20 protein-coding genes are annotated in these 22,432 nt (G+C 42.8%); 14 read left to right on the top strand and 6 right to left on the bottom strand.

Annotated features, from left to right (window positions below; genetic code table 11):
• Window positions 1–61 precede the first annotated feature (61 nt).
• The 7 genes from atpA to J5X94_RS10590 all read left to right on the top strand — a co-directional run bounded on the left by atpA (window position 62) and on the right by J5X94_RS10590 (window position 8,430).
• Window positions 62–1,606: a F0F1 ATP synthase subunit alpha gene (atpA, locus tag J5X94_RS10620; protein ID WP_010197953.1), complete on the top strand. Its 1,545-nt coding sequence runs from the start codon at window positions 62–64 to the stop codon at window positions 1,604–1,606.
• Between the two features lie 228 nt (window positions 1,607–1,834).
• Window positions 1,835–2,716, top strand: a complete 882-nt coding sequence (atpG, locus tag J5X94_RS10615; RefSeq protein WP_194620933.1) for a F0F1 ATP synthase subunit gamma — start codon at window positions 1,835–1,837, stop codon at window positions 2,714–2,716.
• A gap of 38 nt (window positions 2,717–2,754) precedes the next feature.
• The gene (atpD, locus tag J5X94_RS10610) at window positions 2,755–4,188 is read left to right on the top strand and encodes a F0F1 ATP synthase subunit beta (RefSeq protein WP_010197951.1); all 1,434 of its coding nucleotides are present in this window, start codon (window positions 2,755–2,757) and stop codon (window positions 4,186–4,188) included.
• A 115-nt stretch (window positions 4,189–4,303) separates the two neighbouring features.
• Window positions 4,304–4,720: a F0F1 ATP synthase subunit epsilon gene (locus tag J5X94_RS10605; RefSeq protein ID WP_010197949.1), complete on the top strand. Its 417-nt coding sequence runs from the start codon at window positions 4,304–4,306 to the stop codon at window positions 4,718–4,720.
• 639 nt (window positions 4,721–5,359) lie between these two features.
• Window positions 5,360–6,076 (top strand): response regulator, encoded by a 717-nt coding sequence (locus J5X94_RS10600; RefSeq protein WP_010197939.1) that lies wholly within the window; start codon window positions 5,360–5,362, stop codon window positions 6,074–6,076.
• A 331-nt stretch (window positions 6,077–6,407) separates the two neighbouring features.
• Window positions 6,408–8,096 carry an ATP-binding protein gene (locus J5X94_RS10595; RefSeq protein ID WP_210541235.1) on the top strand — a complete coding sequence of 563 codons (1,689 nt, stop codon included), beginning with the start codon at window positions 6,408–6,410 and terminating at the stop codon, window positions 8,094–8,096.
• A gap of 154 nt (window positions 8,097–8,250) precedes the next feature.
• A complete protein-coding gene (locus tag J5X94_RS10590; RefSeq protein ID WP_026037138.1) occupies window positions 8,251–8,430 on the top strand; it encodes a hypothetical protein in 180 nt (59 codons plus the stop codon).
• Between the two features lie 357 nt (window positions 8,431–8,787).
• Here the strand turns inward: J5X94_RS10590 and J5X94_RS10585 are convergent, their stop codons facing one another.
• Entirely contained in the window at window positions 8,788–10,263 is a 1,476-nt protein-coding gene (locus J5X94_RS10585; RefSeq protein WP_210541234.1) for an ATP-binding protein, read from the bottom strand.
• Window positions 10,264–10,734: 471 nt separating this feature from the next.
• Here J5X94_RS10585 and rpsP point away from each other — a divergent pair, with 471 nt between their 5' ends.
• From rpsP to rplS, 4 genes are all read left to right on the top strand, one after another.
• A complete protein-coding gene (gene rpsP / locus J5X94_RS10580; protein WP_010197931.1) occupies window positions 10,735–11,004 on the top strand; it encodes a 30S ribosomal protein S16 in 270 nt (89 codons plus the stop codon).
• A 165-nt stretch (window positions 11,005–11,169) separates the two neighbouring features.
• Window positions 11,170–11,703 carry a ribosome maturation factor RimM gene (rimM, locus tag J5X94_RS10575; protein WP_210541233.1) on the top strand — a complete coding sequence of 178 codons (534 nt, stop codon included), beginning with the start codon at window positions 11,170–11,172 and terminating at the stop codon, window positions 11,701–11,703.
• A gap of 102 nt (window positions 11,704–11,805) precedes the next feature.
• Window positions 11,806–12,570, top strand: a complete 765-nt coding sequence (gene trmD / locus J5X94_RS10570; protein WP_194620930.1) for a tRNA (guanosine(37)-N1)-methyltransferase TrmD — start codon at window positions 11,806–11,808, stop codon at window positions 12,568–12,570.
• Between the two features lie 200 nt (window positions 12,571–12,770).
• A complete protein-coding gene (gene rplS / locus J5X94_RS10565) occupies window positions 12,771–13,193 on the top strand; it encodes a 50S ribosomal protein L19 (protein WP_010197927.1) in 423 nt (140 codons plus the stop codon).
• Window positions 13,194–13,408: 215 nt separating this feature from the next.
• Here the strand turns inward: rplS and J5X94_RS10560 are convergent, their stop codons facing one another.
• Window positions 13,409–13,966: a DUF4442 domain-containing protein gene (locus J5X94_RS10560; protein ID WP_210541232.1), complete on the bottom strand. Its 558-nt coding sequence runs from the start codon at window positions 13,964–13,966 to the stop codon at window positions 13,409–13,411.
• A gap of 518 nt (window positions 13,967–14,484) precedes the next feature.
• On the opposite strand from J5X94_RS10560, the gene J5X94_RS10555 reads away from it, so the two are divergent.
• Both J5X94_RS10555 and uvrC read left to right on the top strand, forming a co-directional pair.
• Window positions 14,485–16,011: a DUF3360 family protein gene (locus tag J5X94_RS10555; RefSeq protein WP_201590036.1), complete on the top strand. Its 1,527-nt coding sequence runs from the start codon at window positions 14,485–14,487 to the stop codon at window positions 16,009–16,011.
• 153 nt (window positions 16,012–16,164) lie between these two features.
• Window positions 16,165–18,009, top strand: coding sequence for an excinuclease ABC subunit UvrC (gene uvrC, locus J5X94_RS10550; RefSeq protein ID WP_210541231.1), 1,845 nt, complete (start codon window positions 16,165–16,167; stop codon window positions 18,007–18,009).
• An 81-nt stretch (window positions 18,010–18,090) separates the two neighbouring features.
• On the opposite strand, the gene J5X94_RS10545 is transcribed toward uvrC, so the two are convergent.
• From J5X94_RS10545 to lgt, 4 genes are all read right to left on the bottom strand, one after another.
• Window positions 18,091–18,663: a dihydrofolate reductase gene (locus J5X94_RS10545; RefSeq protein ID WP_210541230.1), complete on the bottom strand. Its 573-nt coding sequence runs from the start codon at window positions 18,661–18,663 to the stop codon at window positions 18,091–18,093.
• Between the two features lie 64 nt (window positions 18,664–18,727).
• Complete coding sequence (locus tag J5X94_RS10540) at window positions 18,728–19,588, bottom strand: thymidylate synthase (RefSeq protein WP_210541229.1); 861 nt, start codon at window positions 19,586–19,588, stop codon at window positions 18,728–18,730.
• Window positions 19,589–19,636: 48 nt separating this feature from the next.
• Window positions 19,637–20,377 (bottom strand): DUF2971 domain-containing protein, encoded by a 741-nt coding sequence (locus tag J5X94_RS10535; protein ID WP_210541228.1) that lies wholly within the window; start codon window positions 20,375–20,377, stop codon window positions 19,637–19,639.
• Window positions 20,378–20,388: 11 nt separating this feature from the next.
• Entirely contained in the window at window positions 20,389–21,273 is an 885-nt protein-coding gene (gene lgt, locus J5X94_RS10530) for a prolipoprotein diacylglyceryl transferase (protein WP_189586033.1), read from the bottom strand.
• Between the two features lie 321 nt (window positions 21,274–21,594).
• Here lgt and J5X94_RS10525 point away from each other — a divergent pair, with 321 nt between their 5' ends.
• Window positions 21,595–22,428, top strand: a complete 834-nt coding sequence (locus J5X94_RS10525; protein WP_210541227.1) for an NRDE family protein — start codon at window positions 21,595–21,597, stop codon at window positions 22,426–22,428.
• Window positions 22,429–22,432 lie beyond the last annotated feature (4 nt).

Below are 22,432 nucleotides of genomic sequence, written 5' to 3'. Positions count from 1 at the left end.
CGTGATAGTAAGAGCATTTAAGTCAGTGGGCGGGTTATCATAAATTAAAGGAAACAAGGCAATGCAACAATTGAATCCAGCGGAAATCAGTAACCTGATTAAGCAGCGTATTCAAGACCTTGATGCGGGTGCAACTGCAAAGAATGAAGGCACGATTGTCAAAGTATCTGACGGTATCGTGCAGATTCATGGTCTTGAAGATGCCATGTACGGCGAAATGATTGAGTTTGAAGGTGAAATCTATGGGATGGCGCTTAACTTAGAGCGTGATTCTGTTGGTGCGGTAGTACTGGGCGACTTCCTAAAACTACAAGAAGGCCAAAAAGCCTATTGTACTGGTCGCATTCTTGAAGTACCCGTAGGTCCTGAGCTGCTAGGCCGTGTTGTTGATGCTTTGGGTAATCCTATTGATGGCAAAGGTCCTATCGATGCCAAAATGACTGACAAAGTCGAAAAAATCGCCCCAGGCGTGATCGACCGTCAGTCAGTAGATCAACCAGTAATGACTGGTTATAAAGCCGTTGATACCATGATTCCAATCGGTCGTGGTCAGCGTGAGCTTATCATTGGTGACCGTCAGACGGGTAAAACCGCGATGGCTATCGATGCGATCATTGCGCAAAAATCATCTGGTATCAAGTGTGTATACGTGGCAATCGGTCAGAAACGTTCGACCATCGCAAACGTCGTACGTAAGCTTGAGCAAACTGGTGCACTTGAATACACTACAGTAGTAGTTGCTTCAGCATCAGAGCCAGCAGCACTACAGTATATCGCACCGTATTCAGGTTGTACGATGGGCGAATACTTCCGTGACCGCGGCGAAGATGCTCTGATTGTTTTTGATGACTTATCAAAACAAGCAGTTGCTTATCGTCAGATTTCACTATTGCTACGTCGTCCGCCAGGTCGTGAAGCGTATCCTGGTGATGTATTCTATTTACATTCACGTTTACTTGAGCGTGCATCACGCGTAAACGCTGCGTACGTAGAAAAATTCACCAATGGTGAAGTAGTGGGTAAGACAGGTTCTTTAACCGCATTGCCTATTATTGAAACCCAAGCTGGTGACGTATCTGCATTCGTACCGACTAACGTGATTTCAATCACTGATGGTCAGATCTTCTTAGAGTCTAGCCTATTCAACTCAGGTATCCGTCCGGCAGTCAACGCTGGTATCTCGGTATCTCGTGTTGGTGGTGCTGCTCAGACTAAGATTATTAAGAAGCTGTCTGGTGGTATCCGTACCGCACTAGCCCAGTATCGTGAACTAGCAGCATTTGCCCAGTTTGCCTCAGATCTTGATGACGCGACTCGTGAACAGCTTGATCATGGTGAGCGTGTGACTGAACTGATGAAGCAGAAACAGTATCAGCCAATGTCTATCTCTGAGCAAGCAGCGGTTATCTATGCGTCGAACGAAGGTTTCTTATCAGACGTTCCAGTTGAAAAAATTGGTGCTTTCGAAGAATCTTACTTACGTTACATGCATGATGAGCAAAGTGAATTGATGCGTGAGATTGATGATACTGCGAACTATAATGATGATATCGCAGGTCGTTTAAAGTCAGCTTTAGAGACCTTTAAACAAAATCACAGTTATTAATTTAACGGGTTAAGCCGAACTGGTTATGGCTGTCGCTGACAGCCTATAAGGTGACGCGTTGTCTGATAAGCTTTTTGCTGAGACAGGCGCGTCACTGCTTTAACCATCATCGGTATTAGATCGCGTGTTGCCACAAGATTTGAAATATTATTTGATCAGTTCAATGTTTTATATTAAAAAATTGTTGCAGGCGCCAATGCTTTTTAACCCTCTTATATTGGAATCATTATGGCAAGCTTAAAAGAGATACGTGCCAAAGTCACCAGTATTAAAAGCACCCAAAAAATTACTCGCGCTATGCAAATGGTAGCAGCAAGTAAGATGCGCCGTGCCCAAGAGCGCATGGAAGTGGGTCGCCCGTATGCTGATAGTATGCGCCGGGTTATTTCACATTTGGTGCATGCCTCATCAGACTACAAACATCCTTATATGGTATCGCGTCCAGTCAACAAGGTCGGCTATATTGTCGTTACCTCTGATCGTGGTCTCGCAGGTGGTTTGAATATTAACCTATTCAAAGCGCTCACCAAAAGCATTCACGAGTATCAAGATCAGTCTGTTCAAGCTGAGTTTGCAGTCATCGGTGCCAAAGGCGTCAGTTTCTTCAAAAATTTCGGCGGAAAAGTCACCTCAGCCGTGACCGACTATGGCGACAAACCAACGTTTGAGCAATTAAATGCACCCGTTCAGGCCATGCTTGAGGATTATAGTAACGGTAATATAGACCGTATCTATGTGGTATATAACAAATTCGTTAATGCCATGACTCAAAAGCCAACCGTCAATCAATTAGTACCTCTACCAGAGGGCTCATTTGGTGACGAAGAGAGCGGTATACAGACAGAACTTAGCTGGGATTATATCTACGAGCCTGACATCAAGACGTTGATTGATGAATTGCTTGGCCGTTATATTGAGTCGATTGTTTATCAAGCGGTAATGGAAAACATTGCCTCTGAGCAGTCGTCACGTATGGTTGCGATGAAAGCGGCAACAGATAATGCTGGTGACCTAATTAACGATTTACAGTTGGTTTATAACAAGCTGCGTCAAGCGGCGATTACCCGAGAAATCTCGGAAATCGTTGGCGGTGCTGCTGCTGTTTCATAATTGACTACACCTATATATAGAAGTTCAAGGAGAACGCAATGAGTAGCGGTCGTATTGTACAGATTATTGGCGCGGTTCTTGACGTTGAGTTCAACCGTAGTGAAGTTCCTCAGATTTATGATGCTTTGCAAGTAGATGGTACTGAAACCACCCTAGAAGTACAGCAACAATTAGGTGATGGCATCGTACGTACTATTGCCATGGGTTCAACTGAAGGCCTAAAGCGTAACCTACCTGTTACTAATACTGGTGCACCTATTTCTGTGCCTGTCGGTATTGGTACCCTAGGTCGCATCATGGATGTTCTTGGTCGTCCTATCGATGAAGAAGGTCCTGTAGAAGCTGACGAAAAATGGTCTATCCACCGTGAAGCGCCAAGCTATGCGGATCAGTCAAACAGTACTGAATTGTTAGAAACAGGCATCAAAGTTATCGATCTACTTTGCCCGTTCGCTAAAGGTGGTAAAGTTGGTCTATTTGGTGGTGCTGGTGTTGGTAAAACAGTCAACATGATGGAATTGATCAACAACATCGCGCTTAAGCATGAAGGCTTGTCAGTATTTGCTGGTGTCGGCGAACGTACTCGTGAAGGTAATGATTTCTATCACGAAATGCAAGAAGCTGGCGTTGTAAACACTGAAGACTTTAGTAAATCTAAAGTAGCCATGGTATATGGTCAGATGAATGAGCCACCGGGTAACCGTTTACGTGTTGCGCTGTCTGGTTTGACTATGGCTGAGTACTTCCGTGATACGAAAGATCCTGCTACTGGTAAAGGTCGTGACGTATTGCTGTTCGTTGATAATATCTATCGTTATACACTAGCCGGTACTGAAGTATCAGCACTGCTTGGCCGTATGCCATCAGCGGTTGGTTATCAGCCAACACTAGCTGAAGAGATGGGTATGCTACAAGAGCGTATTACGTCAACTCAGTCAGGTTCAATCACGTCAGTTCAAGCCGTATATGTCCCTGCGGATGATTTGACGGATCCATCACCTGCTACGACGTTTGCTCACTTGGATGCAACGGTTGTACTAAGCCGTGATATCGCATCACAAGGTATCTATCCTGCGGTTGATCCATTAGATTCAACCTCACGTCAGCTAGATCCACAAGTGATCGGTGAAGAACATTACAACGTTGCTCGCGGTGTTCAAGAAATTCTACAGCGCTATAAAGAGCTTAAAGATATCATCGCAATTTTGGGTATGGATGAGTTGTCAGAAGAAGATAAACTAGTCGTTTATCGTGCTCGTAAGATTCAGCGCTTCTTGTCACAGCCATTCCACGTTGCTGAAATCTTTACTGGTGCACCTGGTAAATATGTACCACTACGCGATACCATTGCTAGCTTTAAAGCAATCATCGCTGGTGAATACGATGACTTACCAGAGCAGGCCTTCTATATGGCTGGTGGCATCGATGAAGTGGTTGCCAAAGCAGAAAAAATGAAATCTTCTGCAGCGTAAGTTGCTCAAGCATTGGCTAACGAGTAGATAGGCTATAATACGTTTATCTACTCATCAGTAACGCATTACAGTTTTTACTGTTTTTTGATCGCGTTTTGATAGTAAGGAGTTAAGTATGGCAACGTTACAATGTCGCGTCGTAAGTGCCCGTGAAGAGTTGTATTCAGGCGAAATTAGCATGTTAATAGCGACTGGTACCGAAGGCGAGATTGGTGTATTGCCAGGTCACACACCGCTTATTACTTTGTTAAAACCGGGTGCGATGCGAGTGCAAACACCAAACGGTGAAGAAGAAGTGATTTACGTATCAGGTGGTGTACTAGAAGTACAACCAAAAATGGTCACGGTATTGGCTGATACAGCGATGCGCGCCCATAATCTTGACGAAAGCAAAATTGTTGAAGCACGTAAAAAAGCAGAGCAAATGCTGGTCAATCAATCAGATACGGTACAAACCAACGCTGCCTTGGCATCATTGGCAGAGTCCGTAGGACAGCTACAAGCTATCCGTAAGTACAAAAACCGTGCTTAGTCTTATTATTTGCAGTGTTAAACTTTACGTTTAATCCAGTCTTATATCTCAAAAAACAGTCCATTATGGGCTGTTTTTTTTGCTCATTATTTGGTGTGAATTTAGGTCGTGGTACGATGTATCAAGCTATTCGCTATGGAATATTAAACTATTCACTATAATGCGGGGTTTCTGTGTTAGGTTTGAATAAATACACGATATAGTCCGCACTTTTAATTAACAGATAGCCAATATTAATAATTTTATGCAAAAGTCACTAGCGGCAATCCATATATCTCGCTATATTAGCTGTTGGACAACAATTACCAAGAATATCAAAAACGTACTAGAGCTATTTTATCTAAAGGGTTTGATGGTTCATACCTATTGGCCTCTTAACTGCTTGATAGAGAGTGTGTTAGGTTTTTTGGCAGTACAAATCATATAATCTTGGACGCAAACTAAAGTTTTAATAGTCGTAGTTTATAGGTTTTGTTAACGACTATAAGCTATAGTATAGGAAGCTGTATGTTTAATAGTATACTGTCCTACCAAGTTTGTAACAGCTATACGAACATCAATTGTGCCACTCGGTGGCGCTATTAATTTACCGCTCTTACTTTTACTGCTTTTAAATTAGATGTATTAGAGGATATAACAATGACAACAACTGAAGAAGACAACACCCCCCGAATTTTGATTGTTGAGGATGATGAGCGTCTGGCCATGTTGACCCAAGATTACTTGGTGAAAAACGGTTTAGAAGTGGCAATTGAGACTGATGGCAATCGTGCCATTCGCCGCATTGTCAACGAACAACCAGATTTGGTCGTGCTTGATGTCATGCTTCCTGGTAGCGATGGGCTTACAGTCTGCCGTGAGGTACGTCCGCACTACCAGAACCCTATCTTGATGTTGACCGCTCGTACTGAAGATATGGATCAGGTATTGGGTCTTGAGATGGGTGCCGATGATTATGTCGCCAAACCTGCTCAGCCGCGTGTACTGCTTGCCCGTATCCGTGCTTTATTGCGTCGCTCAGAAAATGCACCATCAGAAGATGTGCCACAACGCTTAGAATTTGGCGAATTGGTCATCGATAACGGTGGTCGTTCAGTGAATTTGGGTGATGAACTGGTCGATTTCACCAGTGCTGAATATGACTTGCTATGGTTGCTGGCTTCTAATGCTGGTCGTATTCTCTCTCGTGAAGATATTTTTGAGCGTCTACGTGGTATTGAGTATGATGGTCAAGATCGCTCGATTGATGTACGTATCTCGCGCATTCGTCCAAAAATCGGTGATGATCCAGAAAATCCAAAACGTATCAAAACCGTACGTAGTAAAGGTTATTTATTTGTCAAAGAAGGCAACTAATTCATTAACTGAATTAGCCAGTCTTGCTTATGCAAAGATTGATTGTTAGTGCAATTTAGATAAAAAAACCAGCAATGATGCTGGTTTTTTTGTGGCGAAATCTTAATTTTTGAACTTAAATGTGGTGTTATGTGGTTTAATTAAGCCATTATTATAGATACTGACTAAATAGATGTGATGCGCATAGGTAATCAGGTTACTGGCACATAAAATCAAAACATAGCGGTCAGGGTTTATCTCTATTCAACGATGCTCGATATCATTAATATTGCGTCATTTATATACTAAATGTTATCAGTCGTTATTATTTACTAAGTTGGTCACGGCACGTATGTCATTAGTCTCTTCTTTAAAACATAGTATTTTTGTCCGTATTTATGCTGGACTACTCATCGTCTGTTTGTGTGTGGCATTATTTGCTCAACTATTGATGGATACCATCAATAAAGAGCGCGTACAATCCTACCGTGAAAGCATGGCAACAGGTGCTTTTCATTTAGTCAGCGAAGGAATTGCACACCAAGACAATGAGATGCAGCGTGAGTACTGGCTGTCTGATGCCAGTAGTTTGTTTGGCGCGACTTTTAGTGTTGTGCCGATTGAAAAAGTCGATTTTAATGCCAGCGAATTGCGACGTTTTGAGAACGGCAATACCGTTGTGCGTTATGTGAGTCAGCCCGTCTACGCAGACGTTTATTATCGTTTACCAGATAGTAAAAGCGTGTTGACCGCTAGAGTTACTCAAGTCACTGAGCAGCAAGTACGTGCCATTGCTGTGTTCCTACTGGATGATTTGTCCTATCATATAACGCTGTCGGATAAGCGTGCTCGCTTGGCTGAATTGGAAGAAAAGTTCTCTTTTCCTTTGGCATTTAAAGCCGTAAATACGCTTGAGTTGGACACAGATCAGATGGCGCGTCTGCGCCGCGATGAAGTGGTCATTTTATTGCAAGACACCAATAGCAGTAAAAGTAACTCATCTATCAAAATCATTGTGCCATCTGAAATCAACGATATGGCGATTCTGATTGGGCCGGTTCCTTTGTTCAATTGGTTCCCGCTTAATCTGATTATCAGTATGATTCTAATTAGTATGTTTTTGATCAGTCTGGGTGTCTATGCGCTCATTTTTCCGCTCGAGCGTAAATTACAATTGATCCAAGTCGGTGTTAATGAGGTGAGTCAAGGCAATCTTGATATCCAAGTACAGGTCATTGGGCAAGACGAAATTGCACGTCTGTCAGCGACGTTTAATGCCATGACCGCCCATATTAAGCGTTTGATTGAGTCGCAGCGAGAGCTGACGCGCGCGGTATCGCACGAGTTACGTACACCGGTGGCTCGTATTCGCTTTGCCGTCGATATGCTAGCAGATACCGATGATGAAGACTCACGTTTTATGCAGCGTGATTATATCGACGAGGATATTGAGTCGCTCAATGGCCTCATTGATGAGATTTTGACCTATGCTAAGCTTGAAGAAGGCTCACCAAAACTCGATCTAGAGCCGGTGAATCTTAAAGAATTGCTCGAACAGATTGAGCGCGAAACCAATGCCTTAGGCAAACCTATAAAAATCGTCGCCAATCTGCCAAATCCTAAAGTAACAGCAGTAGCAGACAGACGATATTTGCACCGTGTCATTCAAAACCTTGCGGGTAATGCTTTACGCTATGCAGAAACGACCATTATTATTAGTGCGGGCGTCAAAAAGGGCAATGCTTTCGTCAGCGTGGAGGACGATGGTCAAGGTATTGCAGAGGCTGACCGCGAAAAAGTATTTATTCCATTTTCACGCTTAGATGACAGCCGTACACGAGCCTCTGGTGGCTATGGTCTAGGACTGTCTATTGTATCGCGTATTGCCTTTTGGTTTAATGGCAGTATGAAGGTAGACGAAAGCCGTGATCTTGGCGGTGCTAGATTTGTGATGACATGGCCTATCAAACCTTTGACGCAAGTGCTGGCTGCTGATAAATTAACCCAAGAAAAAAGCGACCGTGATTTTGAGATTAAATAATGCAAGCAGCTATTTTATGTCTGTAAAATTATAAGTATTTTGACCAGCAAAAAATAGACTAAGCGCTCAATATATGGTGAACTAGGCTGACATGCTTTGGTAGCAAACCTGTAATAACAGGTTTTATAAGTTGGAAAATAGAGGAGGGCAGAGGATGCCGTATTTATTTGGTGGTTTGGTGCTACTGAATGCGTTGACGCTGGGTTATTATTTATTTCTACAGCAGCCAACCACGACTCAAACGCTCAAAGCCGCGCAGGATGAAATTACTCAGCCTCTAGCGTTCACTAATAGTGCTGAGTATATTCCACCGATTATCGGCGTACGGGAATAATTTTTGTTGCCTAAATATTGAAACAGTTAGGGCGTGTTGAACATTGACAAATAGGCACTGCTGATCGCTAAAACTGCTCCAGACAAGGCGTAAAACGACGGGCTAGTGCCTTAACTAGGTTTACAACGCAGTATGGGGCAGTTTTAACATCAGCTCTAATACCAACAAAGGGAGACAGGACTATTTTTTGCCACTTCATTGTTAAAAACAGACGCTTAGAATGACTAAACTTACTATTTTTAACGTCGAACTGTCTAAAAAATAGTATCTGTCAGTGCCATGGTCGAATGTTCAACACGCCCTAAGTTATCACACCAACTTTTAAAGACGATTATGAAATCGTCTTTTGTCAATTTTTTAGAGGTCTTTATTAAAGGTAATATCTGCCCTCGACGTTTTATCTGTATTAGCTGCTAATGTTTGCTCTCCTGCTACCTTGGATAGCAAAGGGATACGCACACAGACTTGTAGTCCGCCTTCAGGATGATTGATGGCTTCAACCGTACCATGATGTAACCGTGCAATACGGTCAACAATCGCCAGACCCAGGCCACTACCTTGCGTGGTACGTGCTGTCTCACCGCGTTCGAAAGGCTGCATGATGCGCTCTAATTGATCTTCTGCTACGCCATCACCACAGTCCCTTACACATATCATCAGCTGCTCTTGAGCTTCTTTATTGACTTCATTTTCAGAGACTACGTCGCTGTCTTCTACTTCAGTTGTTTCTATGAACGTTGGTACGACAGTTGCTGAAAGATAAATAGGCGGCTTGCCATACCGATTGGCATTGTTGACCAGATTAATGACCAAGCGCTTAATCGAGAGAGGTCGCACTGGTACTACTTTGTCACATTCCGATTGATAAATAAATTTCATTGGCGCAAATTGCACCATGATTTCATTAAATATGGTGTCTAAATTGGTCAGGCGCACTGGTTCATCCGAGCCATCTTTCATAAATGAGATGAACTGTTCTAAAATCGCATCCATATCCTCAATATCATAAATCAAACCCTCGCGAAAAAAATCATCCGGTAGCATCTCTGCGGTCAAGCGCATACGAGTCAAAGGCGTGCGCAAATCGTGCGAGATACCCGCAAGCATAATTGTGCGCTCTTTTTGTGCTTGATTGAGTGTGGTAAATAGACGATTGAACGCCATATTTACTTGGCGAATTTCAGTAGGGCCGTTGCGTGTCGGCAAGGTAGTAGCGTGACCAAGGCGAATATAATTGGTCGCCGCACGCTGTAAATAACGCAGCGGACGATTCAATTGCCGTGCTAATAAAATAATGGTCAGCAGCGATAATATAGGCAATCCAATGAGGAATAGTACTAACAATCCTGGGCTATATTGAGAATAATAAACCACGGGTTCACGAATCCAAAAACTGGTGTCACGGCTGTCTTGTACCCAAAGCTGCGGCGTTGGTTTGAATTTAAAATATACCTCAACCGGTCGACCCAACTGTGCCCCGATTTCGTACTGCAATACATCGGTAAAAACTCCCACAAACGCTTTATCTGCTACTTGTGGGAAGTCACTAGGATTGTCGACCACCACCACGTGCGAATGTTGATATATCCACTGCCGTACCTTAGGGTTATCCTGCCAGTCTCTATTGACGCTATTCATCAAACGTAGCTCGCTGGTCAGATAACGCGCATGATTTTTTAGCTCTGGCAAATAAAGACTGCGCCAAAAAAACACAATCGATAAGCCGACACTGATAAGGACAATAAAGGCCACCATCAACGTGGTCAACCAACTGTTCGAATAGGAGCGTGGCAGCCAACCTTTGCGAGGTGGTTTGGGGTTTGGGATGATCATATGAGTCCAAGGCGTAGATAAATAATAAAGTGATAGAATAAAGTCGTGTTAAAAAGACCCTAATCAAGCACGTTGCCGACATTGGGTGTTAAAGTCTATTGTAGACTGTTTTTATTAGACCATTATAGAGGGCGGTAGGGTAGCACAATCAAGTAACTACGCTGATGGCTCAAATTTGCATAATTATATTTAGCCATTTTAAGACCGCTAAATGTATCGAGGTGCTAATTGATGACATGCCCTAAATAGAATATAGAAAAGCCACCTAACAGTGTTTTAGCGATTTAATAGAATTGAGCGCACAAGAACGAGGCTGCATAATCGTTGACGATTCATAATTCTAATTTACATATAGGTGCATTTAAGCTATTGTTAATAAATAATTAAATAAGCACAGTTTATGTTTTCAATAAAATAAGACTGTGCTATAATTATGCCCTTTTTGGTATACCTGCGAAAGAGAGAATTCACATGGTTGTTATTCGTTTAGCACGGGGCGGTGCCAAGAAACGCCCATTTTATCAAGTAGTTGTTGCTGATCAACGCCGCGCGCGTGACGGTCGCTATATTGAAAACATCGGCTTTTTTAACCCACTCGCTAAAGAGTCTGAAGAAGCAGTACGTTTGAATATGGAAGCGTACAATGCGTGGATCGCTAAAGGTGCACAACCTTCAGATCGCGTTGCTTCATTAGCAAAAGCTTACAACAAGTCTGTAGCTCAAACTGAAGCAACTGCTTAAGTTTAGGTTATTACTGAGACGTTTATAGTCTGACTATGATCTCACTCAGTAGACTTTAGAATACATAGCGTAACTGGTCTCACCAGGGTGCGCCATTAACTGTTTATCGCTTTTGACACAATTGTTTTTACAATTGCTGTTTTAATCATTGTTAGGTTAGCTGCTATGTCATCTGTTCCAAACGCTAGTGCCCTTATGAAAATTGGTCAGCTCAAAAAGCCTTACGGCATCAAAGGTTGGCTTTGGGTATTCAGTGAGACGGATGATCGCACAGCGATATTCGATATGAAGCCGTGGTGGATGAAAACTGCCACTGGCATGAAACCTTTGACTGTAAAGGCATGGCGTGAGCAAGGAACAGGAATTGTGGCTCAGTTTGAGCAGGTTCCTGATCGTAATGTTGCTGAGACCATGAACGGTGTTACCGTTTGGGTCGAGCAAAACATTCTGCCTGAAACAGCTGAAGATGAATATTATTGGTCGGATTTGGTCAGCTTGCGCGTGATGAACGAGCAAGCTGAGTATCTAGGCAATATTACTGAAATGTTTGAAACTGGTGCCCATGACATTATGCGCGTGGCACCTAATTCAGACAGCTTGGATAAGGAAGAACGCCTGATCCCATGGCATAAGCAAACGGTAATGCAGGTCAATATGACTGAAAAAACCGTACTTGTGGCATGGCCGAGTGATTATTGATACAAGCTTTGCTGATATAAGTTTCGGCTTTATCGCTAAGCGTCGTCGATAGTCGCATCGATTCATTTAACCTTCATTAGCCATTGTGCAAGTAGACATCAGATGTATTTTGCCGTCATTAGTATTTTTCCTGAGATGTTTGCGACGATTCGTGAGTTTGGTATCACGGGGCGAGCAGTCACTCAAGAGCAAGTGACGATTGAATGCATTAATCCACGTGATTATACCACTGATAACTATCGCCGTATTGATGAGCGCCCTTATGGTGGCGGTCCTGGGATGGTGATGATGGCTGAGCCATTGTCAAAAGCTATCGAGGATGCGCGCCTGCGAGCGAGTCAACATGGCTGCCGTGTTGACAGTGAGCATTGTCCGGTGATTTATATGTCGCCACAAGGACAAACGCTCAGCGAAAGTAGTGTGGTCAATATGACTGAGTACGATGGCATGATTATATTATGTGGTCGTTACGAAGGGATTGATGAGCGCTTACTGGCGCAATATGTCGATATGGAAGTATCGCTGGGTGATTATGTGTTGACTGGTGGCGAGCTGCCAGCAATGGTGATGATGGATAGTGTGATACGTCGTTTGCCAGATATCATGGGTGACGACAAGTCAGCTGAGCAAGACTCGTTCGTCGATGGCTTGCTTGATTGTCCACATTATACGAAACCGCATGATTTTGCGGGTATGGCTGTTCCTGAAGTATTACTATCAGGTCACCATGCCAACATCGCTAAGTGGCGTTTTAGTCAGCAAGTCAGTCGCACGCAAGCGCGTCGTCCAGACTTATGGCAAGCGTTCACACCAACGGTAGCGCAAGCGAAGTGGTTAAAAGCATTGGCAAAAGCAGATAAAAAATAGATTGTTGAAATTTGGTTTTTTTCACATTTGATAAACGGTTAAGAAATAGAATTTTGAGCACTAATAAAACGAGTCATCGCATAGTGGCCGTTGGTTATAACCCATTTACGTTGTGTCTCACTATAAAGAGATGCGATTAATTATTACAAACAGGTGATATGCGTTAAGCCTCTATTATCTAATGTGAGGAGATAACTCTCATGAGCAACAAGCATCCATTGGTTCAGGTCATCGAAAACGCTCAATTGCTTGAGCGCCCAAACTTTGCACCCGGCGATACCGTTGTGGTTCAAGTAAAAGTACGTGAAGGTGAGCGTGAGCGTTTACAGGCTTTCGAAGGCGTTGTAATTGCTAAGCGTAACCGCGGTCTAAACTCAGCATTTACCGTTCGTAAAATCTCAAGCGGTATCGGTGTTGAGCGTGCATTCCAGCTGCATTCACCAATCATTGAAAGCATTGAAGTGAAACGCCGTGGTGCGGTTCGTCGTGCGAAACTATACTACTTACGTGAACGCTCTGGTAAATCAGCCCGTATCCGCGAAAAACTTGGTGCTCGTCCAGTTGCTAAGAAAAAAACTAGCGCTGGCGTACCTGATGCAGTTGATACTGCACCTGGTATTTAAGCACAAGTTTGCCATGCCTATTTAGCCGTATGATTATACGGTTGATGATAGGTAAGGCGAGAGTAGATACAAGCCCTTATTCATAGGTTTATTTATAAATAAGCGGGCCATACCAAAAAAGACGGAACCCCAATCTATGCGAAAGCTAGGTTGGGGTTTTTGTATGTGTGGTTTTAAATTTTAATTGAAAACGACATGTTCAGTACGCTTTAACCCTAATCATCAAAATTATCTATACGACTACTTTGGTCTTTAGATTTGCTGTACTTACGCAGTCGGATGTAGATAGTTTTGGTGACAGTGGCGATCAGTTTTTGCTGATCATCAAAGATATCGGCCTGATATTCACGAAAGACCGCATCACCATCTTTGGCCAGTTCTTGAATAGTGATGATTTCAGCACTGGGGATTTTCATCCGAGTGATCACTTTACTGTTACCTGGCGCGACAAAGTCGATATGTGAGCTTTTGTCCCACACCACGTAGCTACTGCCCAATTGATGCATGAGCATAATCATATAAAATGGATCAACCATCGAATATAAACTACCACCAAACTGAGTGCCGACGATATTTTTGTTCAAAGCATTAAGTCCCATACTGACGACGCACAGACCTTGATCTAGATTGATATGATCGATTTTGATACCTGCACCGACATAAGGTGCATAGGTATTGATGCGTAGCTTAAGTAAATGTGGTGTCAGTAATGGCATGATGCTTTGTTTAGCCCGACGTTTTAATGTCTCAAAATTGGATGGTAGTAAACGCATGAACTTATCCTGTTATTGCTTCTGAGTTTTTCTATTTGTTTTGATACAGCTGATTATTTGAAAGATATTTGTATTGAGCATAATCATTAGGGGGTATTTATCATAAGTAAAAAACACCAAGACCGCTAGCCTTAAAGCGTAACTGACATGGATTTTCTATGGTTACTTTAAAGTTACCATAAACTATTTAGTGTAATTATCTTTAGTATTTATTTATGTGATAACTAATGTCCAAATATAGATGATTGTTAAGAAAAAAGTCATTTACATTAATTTAAAGCCTATATTGGATGTGTTTTTTCCTCAGGGTTTCCTATTAAGTTCAATATCGTGCTAAATAGAAACTTTAATTTATATATTATAATGAGATATACAGTATCTTTAAATGGTTCTAAGTTCGCATTTCAAGTTCTCATGTCATACAATGGCTTGCAATTTTTAATGAACGCTTTAGTCACATAAATTTTCACTATTAAATTATCAGTTAACCAAAGCCTCAGTCGACACAAGGAAATGTGATGAGTAACACTCAGATCCCTTCTCCAGGGTCTAATCAACAGCCGTCAAACCCGTCAGATTACGACACAGAGTCATCAGGTAGCTATGTCGATTTGCACAAGCCAAGTTCAAGCTTTGATAGTCGTGATGATTATCTGAATCATGAATTGCAAATCATGCAGCCCAAACGCTGGCGTGCCAACCTACCGTTTCGTGATTATCGCTTTGAATATGAAGACACTATTCCTGCAATGGCCGCGACGATTGGCAAAGTGGTTATGGTAGGTGCGATTGCTGCCACATTTGCAGGTCCACTTGGTTTGGGCGATGCGTTTGTTTTAGAAAACGTTCGTTATGAGCTATTAATTGTTTCATTTTTTATTATCTTATTTTCAGGCTTTCTGCTCCCGACAGCCAACCTCGCAGGTACTCACGGTCCCCTTATTCCACTTATTCCTATTGTTGTAGCTGCTGGTGGCCACCCAATGGCCTTTGGTCTGCTCATCGGTGCTTTCGGCTTACTGCTTGCTATTAGCAAAGGGGGAAGCTTACTGGCCAATTTAACCAGTAAAGGTGTGTGCGGTGGCCTCTTGATTTACTTAGGGTTTATCGGAACGACCTCACAGGTTAAAAACTTGTTTGCATGGTCAGAGAGTATTGGCATGTCACATATTGCCTTTTTTATTATTCTGGCAACTATCCTGTTATATGCATTACTTGAGCACTGGCAAAAACGCTGGCTTGCTGTTCCGCTAAGCTGTGTTTTAGGTGGTGGTCTTGCTTTTGCATTGGGCGCACCCTTTGAATTCAAAACCGCACCAGGTCTGCCGAATATGAATCCGATGTATTGGTGGGGTGAAAATACTGGTTGGATGCTAGGATTACCGACAGTTGAGAGCTTTATTATTGTACTGCCATTTGCTATTTTGGCAGTTGCTATGTGGTCACCAGATTTTTTAGGTCATCAGGTATTCCAAAAAATCAGCTATCCTAAACGTACTGAAAAGGTACTCATGGATATCGATGACACAATGACTAGCGCTTCGTTTCGTCAGGTCGTCGGCTCTGTATTGGGCGGTGCTAACTTTGCATCATCGTGGGGCACGTATATTGTCCCAGCAGCGATTGCCAAACGTCCGATACCTGCCGGTGCCTTATTGACGGCATTGTTCTGTATTATCGCAGGGGTTTGGGGCTATCCAATGGATTTGGCCATCTGGCAGCCAGTGATGTGTGTGGCATTGATTGTGGGTGTTTTCATTCCACTGCTTGAGGCTGGCATGGAAATGACGCGCGAAGGTAAAACCACGCAGTCTGCCGCTATTGTGGTGTTTGCTTCTGCATTGGTGAATCCTGCATTTGGTTGGTCGCTCACGCTATTGCTTGATAACTTAGGCTTGATTGGCTCTAAAGAACGTAGTGCCAATTTGACTAAAATGAGCCGCTGGATCATACCGGGTATTATGTTTGTCGTATTGACTGGTGTGATGGCTATCGTTGGTATGCTGCCGGGTATCCCAGCTTTAATGGCTAACTTCCGTCATTAGTAGTATGTTGCTGAATAAACGATAATAGAACAAACTAAGTCAGCGAAAGCTGGCTTTTTTATGGGTGATCCTATGATAATAATTGGCTTGTAAAACAATGACTCCCGCCCCATAACTAGCAGTATTATAAGACTTTTAAGAGCAATGAATTCTATGGTTAATGTCTCAGAATCGAGCCCTATCGATGATAAAAAAGCCCGTCTTAAGCATTTAATTCAGCGCTTACCAAATTTGCCAGGCGTGTATAAAATGCTGGGGAAAAACGGTGATATCTTATACGTTGGCAAGGCTAAATCACTGAAAAGCCGCGTAAACAGCTATTTTGCAAAGACGATCGATCATCCAAAGACACGAGCATTAGTGGCGCGAATTCATAATATTGAAACCATCATCACGCGCAGTGAGACGGAAGCGCTGTTACTTGAGCAAAATTTGATTAAAGAATATCGTCCACCTTATAACGTGCTACTGCGTGATGATAAATCTTATCTTTATGTGTTTATTTCAGCAGATAAGCCCTATCCGAGATTGGCGTATGGTCGCGGCAAAGGCAATCATCAAAAAGGTCGATTCTTTGGGCCGTTTCCATCTGCTCATGCAGCAAAAGAGACACTGGTACTGATGCAAAAAATGTTTCAAATGCGTCAATGTACCAATACTTTCTTCAAGCAGCGTAAACGTCCTTGTCTTGAGTATCAGATCAAACGTTGCCGTGCGCCCTGTGTCGGCTTGGTGTCAGCCGAAGAGTATGCAGAGGACGTCAACAATACGATTCGGTTTTTGAAGGGTGACTCTAGCGATATTCACACCACGCTGATTGAAAAGATGGAAGCGTCAGCTGAAGAGTTAGACTTTGAGAAAGCAGTATTTTATCGCGATCAGCTCTCTATGCTGCGTGAAGTGCAGGCCAAGCAAGCTGTCTATACCGTACAAGGCGAGGCCGATGTGATTGCGATTGCCAGTCAGGCAGGCATGACGTGTGTCAACGTACTGACCGTACGTGGCGGGCGCGTACTGGGTGGTAAAAATTACTTCCCTGATGTCGACAGCAGTGAATCGCTCGCAGATAATTTATCTGCTTTTATTACCTCTTTCTATTTTCAAGTAACCGATGATTTGCCTGCAGAAATTATGCTAACTCATGAGTTACCGGATCAAGTGGCAGTGAGTGAGGCATTGGCGACGCATTTTGGTAGCAAAGTCGTCATCAAAACCAATGTACGTGAACATCGTGCAGAGTGGCTAGATTTGGCAAAACTGAACACCAATAACGCGCTAAAAACCAAGCTGGGCGATTATTTAGAATTGCATGCACGCTTTGGTGCATTGAAAGATGTATTGGCCGATGTCACTGAGCGAACCATTGATCGGATTGAGTGTTTTGATATCTCACATACGATGGGTGAAGCGACCATTGGTAGTTGCGTGGTATTTGACCAAGGTGGCTCGCGTCGCCGTGATTATCGTCAGTATGCTATCCATGACATCGTAGGCGGTGATGATTATGCGGCAATGAAGCAAGTGCTGACACGGCGTTATAAGAAGCAGCCGTTGCCAGATCTGTTGCTTATTGATGGTGGTAAAGGTCAGCTTGGCATTGCCAAAGAAGTATTAACTGAGTTGGGTATTCTAGGTGACACTTTGCTCATCAGTGTGGCAAAAGGGGAAGGGCGCAAGGCTGGTCTGGAAATACTACACTTCATTGACCACGAGCCGCTAGATCTACCGATGGATAGTAAAGCGCTGCATTTATTGATGCATATTCGTGATGAGGCACATCGATTTGCGATCACTGCGCACCGTAAGAAGCGCGATAAACGTCGTTCATCATCAGTGCTAGAAGTGATACCGGGATTGGGTGAAAAGCGCCGCCGTGACTTGCTTAATCACTTTGGCGGTATGCAGCAATTGCTTGGTGCATCGCAACAAGAGCTGTCTGGAGTGCAAGGTATTGGTCCGGTATTAGCGAAAACCGTTTATAAAGTGTTGCATGAGTAGTTTTATTGATTGTAAAAAAGGGCGTCCTAGAAATATCTAAGACAGCCCTTTTTTCAATCATTTTTAATGAGCAGGTGACCGTTATTCAGCAGCTTTTACTTTATAAGTCACAAACTTAAAGTCCAATTCACTCTTTTCATCGTGCATCTGCTCAGACTCTTCTGCCGCTTCAAACTCACTTGGCAATTCAGGATAAAATGCCTCACCATCAGCGATTTCGATATCGACATGAGTCAGCTCAATACGATCGGTATACATCATCGCCTCTTTAAACACGCGTTCACCGCCAATCACCCAAATCGTATCCAAATGTGCGCCATGCGCCAGACTGGCCGCTTGTGTGAGAGCATCATCTAGGTTATGCGTGACATAAGCATTGGTCTTACCGACAAGGCCTTTTTGTTCAGCATAATCCATCTGAGTACTGATGATAAAGCTTACTCGATTTGGCAAAGGCTTGCTGCCCATTGATTCAAAGGTTTTGCGGCCCATAATGACGATACCTTTAATAGCACCATCACTATCTTTGGTTGTCATCTTTTTGAAATGCTGCAAGTCCGCTGAGATGTGCCACGGCAGCGCATTGTCTTTACCGATACAGCGATTACTACTGATAGCAGCGATTTGGGCGACTTCGGTGTGGGCATAACTCATAACGTATCCTTTTTATTATCTTTTACAATGCTAATCTTATTTGAATGAGTCAATCAGACAGATGCTATACCGCAACTTTTGCTTTGATAGCAGGATGGGATTCATAGCCATCAACGCTAATATCATCATATTTAAAAGCAAAAATATCATTAACATCAGAGTTAAGCGTCAACGTTGGCAGTGTATATAGCGAACGCGTCAACTGTAACTCAACCTGCTCACGATGGTTTTGATAAATATGGCAATCACCACCTGTCCAGATGAATTCGCCTACTTCTAGACCACATATTTGCGCGACCATATGGGTAAGCAGGGCATAGCTGGCGATATTAAATGGCACACCTAAAAATAAATCTGCTGAGCGCTGATAGAGCTGGCATGACAGTTTATTGTCCGCGACGAAGAATTGAAACATGGTATGACAAGGCGGTAAGGCAACTTGATCTGCTTCGCCAGGGTTCCAACCAGACACGATCAAACGGCGTGAATTAGGGTTAGTTTTTATTTGTTCGATAACTTGGGTGATTTGATCGACACCATCAGCATGGTAATTGCCGTCTTCATCTTTGGTTGCGCCATAATTGCGCCATTGATGACCATAGACAGGGCCCAAATCACCAGCAGGACGATTAAATCGTGCCGTCTGCTCTGCAGTAGCCCATTCATTCCAAATGCGTACGCCATTGGCTTGTAAATAGTCAACGTGAGTACTACCACTTAAAAACCAAAATAACTCGTAGGCGATGGATTTAAAATGGACTTTTTTGGTGGTCAATAGCGGAAACCCTGACGCTAAGTCAAAGCGTAGCTGCGCACCAAAGTGGCTGAGCGTACCCGTTCCAGTACGATCGCCTTTTTCAGTGCCTTCGTTTAGGACAAGACGCAGCAAATCCAAGTAAGCTTGTTCGTTCTTTGTGCTAATCATATTTTTCAACTTCAATAAATATTTAAAAGGTTTTAACGTTCAGCTAGATTAGCTTTTATGGCCAATTAATGAAGATTTACAGATTGGAATATCTAGCTTATATGTATCGTTAATAAGTTTGCGAACAGTATCTTCAAACCAGCTTGATGAGTCAGGATGCAAAATAATCCCTGTTATCATTTTCCTACTTTGCTTTACCGATAAATAAATTCCAATATCTTCATTTTTATTTTTCATGGTAGCTGCATTATCTATAAGAACTAATCTTGCTTCATTCTCAAAGGAGAAAGCTTCATGTTTATGGTATAGCTTATAGGTAAGATGGCTAATTACATCGTTTACTGAGAAATTATTGTTATTTGAAAACCAAGGATAAATTTCTTTACCATCATATAGTTCATAAGCATTACTAGGCTGTTGATACCTGACTTTATCAAAGTAGCAACACATAGGTTCAAGGTTTGAAGAGTCATAAGCTGATTTAAACTGAAAATTAGTAGTTTGTATTGCTAAAGAGTCATTCGACTGTCCATAATTACCCCACATTGCATGAGACTCTTTTTCATGCAAATACCAACAGCTTATATAAACCCATTCTTTCGCAATTTGTAGCTTATCTAAGCTATCAAAGGAGTCATTTTCACCATTAAACAAATGAAGACTTCCTTCCCATTTATCAGAAAAAAGATTAGCTTTAGGGATGAAAAGTCCCTGCTCTAGCATAGAAATAAGCTTTACAAACGGAATATATCTTGTCAAAACAGCTTTCGTCTCTATTTGCTTATGCATTCTTGAACGTCCTAATAAGCAGCTTGCTTACCCCAGTCATAGATGCCGCGTTTGTAGGCATAAATTAACAAGACAAAGCCAATGATTATCATCGGTGCGCTTAGTATTTGCCCTTTGGTCATCCAGCCTAACAAAATGAATCCTTGGTCGATGTCTGGCTGACGAAAGAATTCAATAATGAAACGGCTAAAGCCATAACCCAACATGAAAATACCTGTCGCTGCCATACGAGGGCGTGGTTTCGATGAATACCACCATAAGAATAAGAATAGCAATAGACCTTCAGCAAGCGCTTCATATAGCTGTGAAGGATGACGAGGTAACAGATACTGACCATTGACTTCGGTCATTAGCTCTTGCAGCTCAGGATTGGTCTGTAACTGCTGCATATCGAAAGACGCGGCTTGCGGGAAGTACGTCAACCAATTATAGCCGCCGTCAGAGACACGGCCCCACAGCTCACCATTGATATAGTTGCCAATGCGCCCAAACAATAAACCCGTCGGTACGCACGGCACGACAAAATCCAGTACTTGGAATGGTGTCTTTTTATACTTACGAGCAAAATATAGCATACCAAGCATGACGCCGATCAAGCCGCCATGGAATGACATACCGCCTTCCCAGACTTTGAAGAGATAGGCTGGATTTTGTAGCAATTCACCAAACTGATAGAACAAGACATAGCCGACACGGCCGCCCAAAATCACGCCGAGTGCCCCAAAAAATACTAAGTCAGAGACCATATCAGTGGTCCAATTATCGCGTTTGGTGCTGCGATACCATGCCAGACCGAAAGCGGCGGCAAATGCCAGTAAATACATCAGCCCATACCAATGGACTTCGACGGGTCCAATTGCTAATGCTACAGGATCGTACTGAGGATGAATCATCATAAGGGCATCATAATATTGATAATAAAGTGCTGACTATAATAGCAAAATTCGTCCCTTGCGAATACTATGATGAGTGAATGGATGAGTGAATGGATGATTGAATGAATAGCAAAGCGATAAAAAACCCGATAAGATGAAAAAATTGCATTAATTTCTGAGGAATCATCATGCATCTACATTTATCAACGCCACCGCTTTTGAGTGACAAAAATCAGAAATAACGGCTGATGAGACCTGATTAGCAAATAAAATCTTAAACGACGTCTTTTACCTTTGCTAACAAGTACTTGTACAACAGAAAATTATTATAAAAGGAACGCTATGTGTATTGTCGCTATTGCTTGGCAGTTATTTGATGAGTTGCCATTGGTATTATTGTCTAATCGTGATGAGTTTTTGCAGCGTCCAACTGAGCCGCTACATCAATGGTCTGATCAGCCTATTTATGCTGGTCGTGATAAGCAAAGCGGTGGTACATGGCTAGGCATTCATCAGCAAGAAACACATGCACAAAATCCAGAATATCATGAGCAGAATGGACGTTGGGCTGCGGTATTGAACTTTCGTGATGGTGTGCAGGCAAGCAGTGATGAGCGCTCACGTGGTGCGCTCGTGACTGAGTTTTTAACGGGGGATTTAAGCCCGATGGATTTTGCCCGAAGTATTAATCTGCAAGATTATGCTGGGTTCAATCTTATTATTGGTGATACGGCACAAGCCGTTATCGTGAATAATCGCGGTCATGCACCCACGCCATTACATGCAGGACTTCATGTCATCTCTAATGGTCAGCCGGAGGACAGTTGGTTTAAAACCGAGCGTCTACGTGGCAGGCTGCGGCAAGAGGTGCTACCCTTGATTGCTGAGGACAGCTCGCCTAAGTACTGGCAAGAGGCTGCCTTTAATGTATTGTCAGATAATACCAAAGCACCGGTGGACCAACTACCAGAGACAGGTATGAGCACTGAGATTGAGCAAACCTTGTCGTCTGTCTATATCGAGCCTGTTGCTTTTGGCAATGCTGAAACCAGCAAACCCACTTACGGAACACGGACTCAAAGTATTTTAACCTTACGCCAAAATAGGGCTTCAGACAAACAAATCCTTGCTGAACTTATCAGCCATAAATGCAATCATCCTGCAAATCCCAAATAAAAAT

This window comes from Psychrobacter sp. K31L (genome assembly GCF_017942195.1).
In the GTDB taxonomy this organism is placed as follows: Bacteria; Pseudomonadota; Gammaproteobacteria; order Pseudomonadales; family Moraxellaceae; genus Psychrobacter; species Psychrobacter glaciei.
The sequence above is the reverse complement of the archived record's forward strand: the minus strand, read 5'-3'. Positions and strand labels throughout refer to the sequence as shown.

Coding starts and splice junctions, on each gene's coding strand:
- J5X94_RS10540 (WP_210541229.1), bottom strand. CDS start 19,588: ATGATTAGCACAAAGAACGAACAAGCTTACTTGGATTTGCTGCGTCTT.
- J5X94_RS10535 (WP_210541228.1), bottom strand. CDS start 20,377: ATGCATAAGCAAATAGAGACGAAAGCTGTTTTGACAAGATATATTCCG.
- trmD (WP_194620930.1), top strand. CDS start 11,806: ATGTATTTTGCCGTCATTAGTATTTTTCCTGAGATGTTTGCGACGATT.
- J5X94_RS10560 (WP_210541232.1), bottom strand. CDS start 13,966: ATGCGTTTACTACCATCCAATTTTGAGACATTAAAACGTCGGGCTAAA.
- J5X94_RS10525 (WP_210541227.1), top strand. CDS start 21,595: ATGTGTATTGTCGCTATTGCTTGGCAGTTATTTGATGAGTTGCCATTG.
- lgt (WP_189586033.1), bottom strand. CDS start 21,273: ATGATGATTCATCCTCAGTACGATCCTGTAGCATTAGCAATTGGACCC.
- J5X94_RS10590 (WP_026037138.1), top strand. CDS start 8,251: ATGCCGTATTTATTTGGTGGTTTGGTGCTACTGAATGCGTTGACGCTG.
- J5X94_RS10585 (WP_210541234.1), bottom strand. CDS start 10,263: ATGATCATCCCAAACCCCAAACCACCTCGCAAAGGTTGGCTGCCACGC.
- rplS (WP_010197927.1), top strand. CDS start 12,771: ATGAGCAACAAGCATCCATTGGTTCAGGTCATCGAAAACGCTCAATTG.
- atpD (WP_010197951.1), top strand. CDS start 2,755: ATGAGTAGCGGTCGTATTGTACAGATTATTGGCGCGGTTCTTGACGTT.
- atpG (WP_194620933.1), top strand. CDS start 1,835: ATGGCAAGCTTAAAAGAGATACGTGCCAAAGTCACCAGTATTAAAAGC.
- uvrC (WP_210541231.1), top strand. CDS start 16,165: ATGGTTAATGTCTCAGAATCGAGCCCTATCGATGATAAAAAAGCCCGT.
- J5X94_RS10545 (WP_210541230.1), bottom strand. CDS start 18,663: ATGAGTTATGCCCACACCGAAGTCGCCCAAATCGCTGCTATCAGTAGT.
- rimM (WP_210541233.1), top strand. CDS start 11,170: ATGTCATCTGTTCCAAACGCTAGTGCCCTTATGAAAATTGGTCAGCTC.
- J5X94_RS10600 (WP_010197939.1), top strand. CDS start 5,360: ATGACAACAACTGAAGAAGACAACACCCCCCGAATTTTGATTGTTGAG.
- J5X94_RS10595 (WP_210541235.1), top strand. CDS start 6,408: ATGTCATTAGTCTCTTCTTTAAAACATAGTATTTTTGTCCGTATTTAT.
- rpsP (WP_010197931.1), top strand. CDS start 10,735: ATGGTTGTTATTCGTTTAGCACGGGGCGGTGCCAAGAAACGCCCATTT.
- J5X94_RS10555 (WP_201590036.1), top strand. CDS start 14,485: ATGAGTAACACTCAGATCCCTTCTCCAGGGTCTAATCAACAGCCGTCA.
- J5X94_RS10605 (WP_010197949.1), top strand. CDS start 4,304: ATGGCAACGTTACAATGTCGCGTCGTAAGTGCCCGTGAAGAGTTGTAT.
- atpA (WP_010197953.1), top strand. CDS start 62: ATGCAACAATTGAATCCAGCGGAAATCAGTAACCTGATTAAGCAGCGT.